The 7,378-nt window shown below is 62.9% G+C and carries 4 protein-coding genes; 2 read left to right on the forward strand and 2 right to left on the reverse strand.

Going from position 1 to position 7,378, the window contains the following annotated elements; translation table 11 throughout:
- Nucleotides 1–364 precede the first annotated feature (364 nt).
- Nucleotides 365–2,377, forward strand: a complete 2,013-nt coding sequence (gene tkt / locus AC1DSN_RS15555; RefSeq protein WP_213949616.1) for a transketolase — start codon at nt 365–367, stop codon at nt 2,375–2,377.
- Nucleotides 2,378–2,440: 63 nt separating this feature from the next.
- On the opposite strand, the gene AC1DSN_RS15560 is transcribed toward tkt, so the two are convergent.
- Nucleotides 2,441–2,989: a hypothetical protein gene (locus tag AC1DSN_RS15560; protein WP_477331531.1), complete on the reverse strand. Its 549-nt coding sequence runs from the start codon at nt 2,987–2,989 to the stop codon at nt 2,441–2,443.
- A 300-nt stretch (nt 2,990–3,289) separates the two neighbouring features.
- Here AC1DSN_RS15560 and AC1DSN_RS15565 point away from each other — a divergent pair, with 300 nt between their 5' ends.
- The gene (locus tag AC1DSN_RS15565) at nt 3,290–5,386 is read left to right on the forward strand and encodes an acyltransferase family protein (RefSeq protein WP_477331533.1); all 2,097 of its coding nucleotides are present in this window, start codon (nt 3,290–3,292) and stop codon (nt 5,384–5,386) included.
- Here the strand turns inward: AC1DSN_RS15565 and AC1DSN_RS15570 are convergent.
- Complete coding sequence (locus AC1DSN_RS15570; RefSeq protein WP_477297290.1) at nt 5,383–7,299, reverse strand: M61 family metallopeptidase; 1,917 nt, start codon at nt 7,297–7,299, stop codon at nt 5,383–5,385. The genes AC1DSN_RS15565 and AC1DSN_RS15570 overlap by 4 nt on opposite strands.
- Nucleotides 7,300–7,378: the final 79 nt, after the last annotated feature.

Consider the following 7,378-nt stretch of genomic DNA (forward strand, 5'->3'; position numbering starts at 1 on the left):
CGATGAACCAGTTACCGCTACCCACGGCCTGGCTGGGCTGATAATTGCCGCTGACAGCCGGGTTGCTGTCCTGGGCGAAGGCCGGAATGGCCGCAAACGAAGCGCAAGAAACTGCAAGGGCAAGTGCTGCCTTTTTCATGGGGGTGTTCCTCTTATTGTCGGGGCGGCAATCGACCCGTGGGGGTGGGGGAAGATCGATCGCCGTGGTCGATTAGAGTCCTTCGAACCTGAAGCGACTCGAAAAACAGAACGGAAAGATTAAGCGGGAGTTAACTTTGCGTTTGCAGCATGAACGTCCACGACAAGATGTGATCAATGCGCGACAATCATGGTTTTTCCGCCGCTTGCTAACTGGAGAACGCCGATGACGACACGTCGCGAACGCGCAAATGCGATCCGCGCCCTGGCCATGGATGGTGTGGAAGCCGCCAATTCCGGCCACCCGGGCATGCCGATGGGCATGGCCGATATCGCCGAGGTTCTGTGGGGCGACTTCCTGCATCACAACCCGACGAACCCGCATTGGCCCAATCGCGATCGCTTCGTGCTGTCGAACGGTCATGGCTCGATGCTGCAGTACGCTCTGCTTCACCTGACCGGCTATGACCTGCCGATCGGCGAGCTCAAGCGCTTCCGCCAGCTCGGTTCGAAGACCGCTGGCCACCCGGAATTCCATCACACGCCCGGCATCGAAACGACCACCGGTCCGCTCGGCCAGGGCCTCGCCAATGCTGTCGGTTTCGCGATCGCCGAGGAAGTTCTCGCCGCGCGCTTCAACCGCCCGGGCCACGACATCGTCGACCACCACACCTTCGTGTTCGTGGGTGACGGTTGCCTCATGGAAGGCATCTCGCACGAAGTGTCCTCGCTGGCCGGCACGCTCAAGCTCGGCAAGCTCGTCGCCGTCTACGACGACAACGGCATTTCCATCGACGGTGAAGTGCACGACTGGTTCACCGACAACACCGCCGAGCGCTTCCGCGCCTACGGCTGGAACGTGGTGGTCGGCGACGACGACAAGCCGGTCGACGGCCACGATGCCGAAGCGATCAAGAAGGCGCTTTCCGCCGCTACCTCGCAGAGCGAAAAGCCCTCGCTGATCATCTGCAAGACGATCATCGGCTTCGGTTCGCCGAACAAGGAAGGCAAGGAATCCTCGCACGGCGCCGCGCTGGGCAAGGAAGAAGTCGCCCTTGCCCGCAAGCAGCTGGGCTGGGAATACGGTCCGTTCGAAATCCCGCAGGCCATGTACGACTCGTGGAGCGCGAAGAAGAGCGGTGCCGATGCCGAGAAGGCCTGGAACGACAAGTTCGACGCCTACGCCAAGGCGTTCCCGGAACTTGCCAGCGAGCTCAAGCGTCGCCTGTCCGGTGAGCTGCCGGCCAACTGGAAGGAAGGCGCTGCCGCCTTCATCAAGAAGATGCAGACCGAAGGTCCGGTCGTCGCTTCGCGCAAGGCATCGCAGATGTCGCTCGACGCGTACGGCCCGCTGCTGACGGAACTCATCGGCGGCTCCGCGGATCTTGCCCCGTCGAACCTGACCATCTGGAAGGGCTCGAAGAACATCGCGACCGGTGGTGCCGAAGGCAACTACATCCACTTCGGCGTGCGCGAGTTCGGCATGACGGCGATCTCCAACGGTATCGCGCTGCACGGCGGCTTCATTCCGTACGACGCGACCTTCCTGGTGTTCTCCGACTACGCCCGCAATGCCGTGCGCATGTCGTGCCTCATTCCGGCACACGCCATCCACGTGTACACGCACGACTCGATCGGCCTGGGCGAAGACGGCCCGACCCATCAGCCGGTCGAGCACCTGGGTTCGCTTCGCCTGATCCCGAACAATCGCGTGTGGCGTCCGGCCGATGCGGTTGAATCGGCGGTTTCCTGGAAGATGGCGATCGAACGTGCGGGCAACCCTTCCTGCCTGATCTTCTCGCGCCAGAACCTCAAGCACAATCCGCGCACCGACGAGCAGCTGGCGAACATCGAGAAGGGCGGTTACGTCCTCTGGGAACCGTCGGAGAAGTTCAAGGCGATCATCATCGCCACGGGCTCGGAAGTCGGTATCGCCGTGGAAGCCGCGCAGTCGCTGGGTGACCAGGGCGTGCCGGTTCGCGTCGTCTCCATGCCCTGCACGGAAGAGTTTGACGCACAGCCGGTCGAATACCGCGAAGGCGTGCTGCCGTCGTGGTGCCGCGCTCGCGTCGCCGTTGAAGCGGCCAGCGTGGACTTCTGGTTCAAGTACGTTGGCCTGGACGGCAAGGTGATCGGTATGACCACCTTCGGTGCTTCGGCCAAGATCGACGACCTCTACGAGCACTTCGGTATTACGACGCCTAAGATCGTCGATGCCGTTAAGAGCGTCATCAAGTAAGGCGTTCTGACACAGAAAGTAGTACGAAGAAGGGGCCCGGAAGGGCCCCTTCTTCTGATTGGATCAAGGCCGATGGCGCGTTTTTGCGTCGCACACTTTCCAGTTCTCAAAGCAGTACAGCGGAAAACTTCCCGGGGCAGGGCTACGGTCTGCGGAACTCATGAAGACCGGCTTGACACGAAGTCGCTGGTAGAGCGGAAGCAGCGCGCCGGGCATAGTCCAGTGAACCTGCCCAGGTGTAATCACGACGGCTTGCCCGAGCTCGTTGATCGTAAATGCCCGGTTCGGCCCGTTGCTGCCTGTATTCCAGACGGGGCGTCGGGAGCGGTCATAAAGAACGAAGTTGCCGTCTCCCTGCATGTCGGCCATCACCGCGCCGCGCCCGGTAGTGTTCGTCGACCAGATCGGCCGCAGTGGCGTTGTGTTCCGGTAGACGACAAAGTTGCCGTCGTGTTGGAGCGTGGCCAGATAGCGACCTTCGTCGGAGTACATTATCTCGCCAGCGACGAGTCGTTCACCAGACTGTAATACGCGCGCGGCCGTGCTACTTCCGTACGCGAACGCGACGATTGAGACACAAGCGACCACCAAAGAACGGGTTCGAGTCACCATGGGCTGTCTTCCTTTTTTCTGGCTGAGTCCCCACGAGGGGATTCGTTAAGTTAGGGATGACAACTCCAGAGCGATAACCTCCAACGTCGCGCCCTCGTGCCAGCGGGTTGGTGTACGACAGGTGGTCATTAGAGCGTGCGTTTAGCGTTTTCGCCGACAGCGCGGTTCTCGCCACCTTGCTCCCGGAACCGCTTGATGGCTTTGAGATAGTTCTGGGGAGGCGCAGGACTACACGGCATCTTCTTCAGCCGCGCGGTCCCTCTGGTAACCTTGTCCCTCCGCGCTCCGAAGCCACTGTTCATGACGTCGACCCCCCAACGCCACGCGTACCTCCCGTACGTCGATGGACTGCGAGCGATCGCGGTCATTGCGGTCGTGCTGTACCACCTGAATCCGGCATGGTTGCCGGGCGGGTTCGCGGGCGTTGATATTTTCTTCGTGATTTCGGGCTTTGTCGTGGCGGCTTCGGTGGGTGAGCGTGAGCGCACGTCGCTTCCTTCGTTCATCACCTACTTCTTGTCCCGGCGCATGCTGCGCATCGCCCCTGCGCTTATCGTCTGCCTGCTGGTCACCGGACTGGTCGCGGCGGTCTTCATCCCCGACGCGTGGTTGAGCGACGGCAACCAACGCACGGGAAAGTTCGCGTTCTTCGGCTTCGGCAACGTGATCCTGGCGCAGCACAATAACGATTACTTTTCGCCGATCTCCGAATACAACCCGTACACGCACACGTGGTCGCTGGGTGTAGAGGAGCAGTTCTACCTGCTGTTCCCGGCGTTGTTCTGGCTATGGAGTTTTCGCGGGCGTTGGCGCGGCGTCGTTACCGGTCTGTTCGTCATCGGCGGGGCGTGGTCGTTCGTGCAGGCCGTGCAGCTGGGTTCCACCGATCCTTCCGCGGCTTTCTATCTGCTGCCCAGTAGGTTCTGGGAACTGGCGGTGGGCGTCGTGCTCTATCTTGGTATGTCGATGGCGGGGCGGCGTTTTGACGCCTTCGACCCGGTGACGCCACGCTGGTTGTTGCCGGCGGTAGCCCTCGCGTCGATCGGCTTGTTGGTAAGCCTGATCACATCGCAGCCGACCAGGTTCCCCGCGCCGGGCGCCGTGCTTCCGGTGCTGGCGACCGCCGCCTTGCTCGGGCTGTTGCACGGACGCCCGATGGATTTTCCGCTCGTGCGCGCGCTGACCTGGCATCCGATGCTCCGGATCGGTCGGCTGTCGTATTCGCTTTACCTGTGGCACTGGCCGGTATTCGTGCTGTTCCGCTGGACGGTAGGCACCGGTTCGTTGGCCACGCGCGTCGCCGCCGTGGCGATCGCGGTGATCCTGTCCGTGCTGTCCTGGCGTTATGTCGAGACGACCGTGCGCCGCGCGCACCGATTCAAGATCATGCCGCGCATTGCCGTGGTCGCCTGTGGTGTCGTGGCGCTCTATGCGGGCATGTGGATCAGTGGTTGGGTGGCTCGACGCCAGCCGGTGCTCTCGATCAGTGCCGTCGCGCGTCACGCCGATGACTGGTATCCGTCGAAGAAGCCGGTCATCACCAATGCCTCAGGTTGTTCGGTAACGCCGACGCCCGTACCCGTCGGCGATGGCTTTCGTGTCGTCTTCGAACGCAAGGCCTGTCGCGGACCGGTGACCGCGCCCCGGGTGTTCGCCATTGGTGACTCGCACGCCATGGCCTATGGCACGATGTTCAGTGACTACGTGCTGGATACCGGCGCGCAGGTGATGCTCTACAACAATGGCGGATGCCCCTTCCTGAGCCTGCAACCCTGGCGTGACCGCATGCCTCATTGCGCCAAGGTGGCGGGACAGGCGTTGGAGGACATGTTGCCTCGGTTGCGCGCGGGCGACGTGGTGTTCATGCCTTCGCTGCGCGTACCGCGATTTGTGGACCAGTGGGCTCGCCTGCCTCAGGAGGGCATGCAGGAACTCGTCTTCGGCGATGCCGCGGCGAAAGAACGCGATGCCGCCGTGCTGGAGGGGGCGAAGATTCTCCAGCGTATCCGGGCCACCGGCGCGCGCCCGATGATCGAGGCGCCGAACCTGGTGTTGAAAGCACCCCTGTTCCGTTGCGCGGACGTGTGGACGGCGAGTAACCCGGTGTGTGCGGACGGCACCACGGTGAACCGAGCCGAGTTCGAGCACCTTCGCGCACCGATGCTCGCCTCGATTCATTCGCTGGCAGGCCAGGTGCCCGGCTCGGCTGTCTGGGATCCCTTCCCGCTGCTTTGCCCGGTGGGCGCAGAGTGCAATGGCCTTCTCGACGGCAAACCACTGATGTTCGACGGCGACCACCTGAGCGGCTTTGCCAACCGTCTGCTGTTGCCGTCGTTTACCCAGGCGGTTCGTCAACTCCAGCCCGTGCCATCGACACCCGGCGTGACAACCGACTAGCGCCGGGCGGCAAGCAGTGCGCTGAGGCGGTCCGGCGTGCCCTCGATGCGTTGAAGATGCGGATAGCGGAGCGGTCCCGCCGGTTGTATGGCGACAGTGGATGTCCTCCCGTCCGTCGTTGTCGTCAGCCGTACAGGGCTGGGCCGCGCCGCCTTGAGCGCATCTTCGAGCAACTCAGGTCGATAGGCGACCCCGTTCACCGCATCGATGCGTGCACCTGGAGCGAAGCCCATGTGGAACGCCGGGCCGTTCCACGACACGGCTTTTACGATGCCGCCCTTGCCGACGGTGAGGCCAATGGCGCTGGAGAAGTCGCGGGCACCGGCGTCGATTTCACTTTGCCGGAAATACTCGCCAGGAGTGGCATCGAAAACGAGACGGTAGCCCTCCTGTTCCAGGCCATCCGTTACACGGGCCGCGTCATGGCTGTCGAGGCGGGAGCGCAGAAAGGTTGGCCAGTCGTTTGCGGCGACGCGTTGAAGGGCTGTGCAAACATCGTCGAAGGTGTATGTCGACGTCGTCATGTCGCCCTCCTGGCCGCTGCCGAAGAAGTCACGTGCGAAATCGTCGAGGCTCTTCTTGTCGCCCGTTTTCTTACGGATCTCGGCATCGACGGCGAGCCAGAGGAAAACCCCTTCGCCGTAGTAGTCCTCGCGTCGTTGCCAGTCGCGCCATGAGAGTGGATGGCCCGCGGCGATCAGGGGATCGTTGGTACTGTCCTGCAGGGACTTCCACTCACGCCCGCTCTGGCCAAGGACACCGGCTGCACCCACCGCGAGCGCATCGAGGGTCTCTTGTCTGCTGCGCAACCCAGCGCGCGCGGCGAGCACGCGGCCCCAGAATTCCGTCTGGCCTTCATAGACCCAGAGCAGACTGCCGCGCATGGGCTCGTTGAACGTAGCCGACCACAGGTCGGCGGGCTGGCGGTAACGGCCGTTCCACGAGTGCACGAATTCGTGAGCGAGCAGATCGCGGTCGACAAGGTAGTTTGCGTTGTTCCGGAAGAAATCCGGAGGAAGCACGTTGCTGCTGGACTGCGCCTGCTCGATGCCTCCCGGGCCGGGCAGGGTGTCGCTGAGGGCCAGCATGAAATCGTAGTGGTCGTAGTGACGCGTCGGCAACAGCTTGCGTGCTTGTTGCACCATCGCGCGCAGCCGTTCCTGTTCCTTCGCGTCCACGGTTACGTCATCGGGGTTCCCGCCGAGGGTGGTCAGTCGCACCGGCGCGTCGCCCGCCGCAGCAAGTTCATATCGCTCGACGTGCCGGCCTGCGAAGACGGGCGAGTCGACCAGCGCTTCCAGGGATGTCGTGTTGAACTCAACGGAACTTCCGGGCCGGCTTTCGAGCGCGGTGACGTATCCAAAACCTGGCGGCAGCGTCAGTCGTGCCGTCACCGGAATGTTCCGCACGAACCAACCGGCAGGGTAGAGAACCACGCTCTGCCACGGAACGGTGACGATGTCTGGCGTCGCACTCACCAAGCCTTGTCGCGCGGAGAAGGGCGACAGGAACTCGAAAACGACATCGAGCGTGGTCACGCCGGAAGGAATGTCCAGATGGAAAGCGAACGGATTCACCGTGTCGCGTTGCCATGTGAGTGGCCGACCTTGCGCATGGATGACGAGCCCGGCCAGCGCGGTGGCCGACGCTGTCGGCGCATGGCTTCCCGTTTCCCACTGTGGGTAGAGGAGAGTCATGGGTCCGTCCGACTGAACGGGTATCGATTCGCGCACGCGATAGATACGTTGCGCCGTGTCCGTCGCGTCGACGGCGAGCCCGATGCTCCCCTTGAAAGGAACATCGCGCGGCGCCGGAACCGGCAAAGGGAGGGGCAGCGGTTGCGGCCCCTCCGATGCATGCGCCGGGCTGGCGGCGATCAAGGCGAGAACAAGGAGCCGACCGATACCCTGCATGACGCGCCAGCCTGATTTGTGAGGAACGTTGCTTCTACCGTTGCGGGGGTTAATCGGCCATGACCGCGGCGGTGTACGT

It is taken from the genome of Luteibacter sp. P4_D7_3, from assembly GCF_056401735.1.